Below are 1,269 nucleotides of genomic sequence, written 5' to 3' on the forward strand. Positions count from 1 at the left end.
GCTGATAGAAACAGAAGCCACTGGAGCACCTCAAAAACACCATCATACACTAAATCAGTAAGTTGGCAGCATCACCCAGGCGATTATGGATGCTGTCTGAAAGATGAAAAAAAGCCTGCTCATCTGACGGTATCGTTATTCCCGTCGATGCAAACGCGATATGGCAGATGGTGCTTGCCGTGTGTAAAAGATGATTTTCCATGTAATCTTAATTACTTTTATTCAAAGGGAACTACGGACTGATAATAACGCATAATAGCAACTTTGCATTTTTTTGCGCTACATGTCGGGCAGGAATCATACCTGTCCGGCGCATGTATGAAGGGCTTTTTTCATACCAAGCAATAGTCTTTATAGTCAGCTTCCGACATCCCGTTGAGAACTTCGACAATCCTGTTGACCTTGAGCGGGTAGTATTCCGGCGTATAGCCCGTGTTAATTAACAAATCAACAAGTGCATTAAAATCCATTTCTCTGGTTGATTCTGTAGGATTTTGAGTGTCATATCCGAAAATATGAATAGAATTGTTTACAACGACATTTGACAGCAACATGGCGGATTTTTCACCGAGCCATTTACCTACCCCTTTTCTTGTATTTATCCCTTTGGGGTACTCCAGGCTGCCGGCAAATTTACGACCATACAAATGTGTTATGGTATATTTATTGGCATCAAATTCTATTAACTTTATGGCACTTGCCAGGCTATTTAGCTGGCTTACCTCGCTCTTTTTAAAGCCCATTATCCGCATTCTCCTTAACGTGTACCTGGTCCGGTTCTTTCGACCGGCAGGAAAAACCACTTCATGTTTTCAGAAAAGTTACTTTTCAGCGAAGCACGCTCGGATCCTGTTATTCACCAACATGAATGAACCGTAATCAGGTTACCATATCAATGAGTGAAGCTAGTTAACTTTTATAGCATCCAGAAACCGCTAAAATAACTTTAGCTTCTCATATGAATCTTTAAGAGCAAATTCAACTCGTAAGTTTTCCATATTTTCCTTTGGGATGAAACCTTCCAGAACATCAGCCATAATCTCGTAACCCCATGCTTATACTTTGTGATCACGTCGTCCGGCATCATAGGTTATAAACCGGGGAAAGAGAACCACATTTGTCACCTCAACAAAGGCGGATATCTCTGTATCGAGGAGCATCTGAAAAGCGTCATTAGACAGAGCCAAATAAGCCCTGACATAAGCCGGTTTAAATCTGGCCAGATTCCATAGATTGACCAGGAAATTCATCTGTATAGAGACGATGTTT

The 1,269-nt window shown here is 41.3% G+C and carries 1 protein-coding gene and 1 pseudogene; both read right to left on the minus strand.

What is annotated here, in order from left to right; all coding sequences use genetic code 11:
* Positions 1-332 precede the first annotated feature (332 nt).
* A complete protein-coding gene (locus K5R89_RS27090) occupies positions 333-743 on the minus strand; it encodes a hypothetical protein (protein ID WP_065813372.1) in 411 nt (136 codons plus the stop codon).
* A 312-nt stretch (positions 744-1,055) separates the two neighbouring features.
* A pseudogene (locus K5R89_RS27730) lies at positions 1,056-1,269 on the minus strand (hypothetical protein); the annotation flags it as partial.

Origin of the sequence: Klebsiella sp. TF21-TM, assembly GCF_019753495.1 — a bacterium.
In the GTDB taxonomy this organism is placed as follows: domain Bacteria; phylum Pseudomonadota; class Gammaproteobacteria; order Enterobacterales; family Enterobacteriaceae; genus Klebsiella; species Klebsiella quasipneumoniae.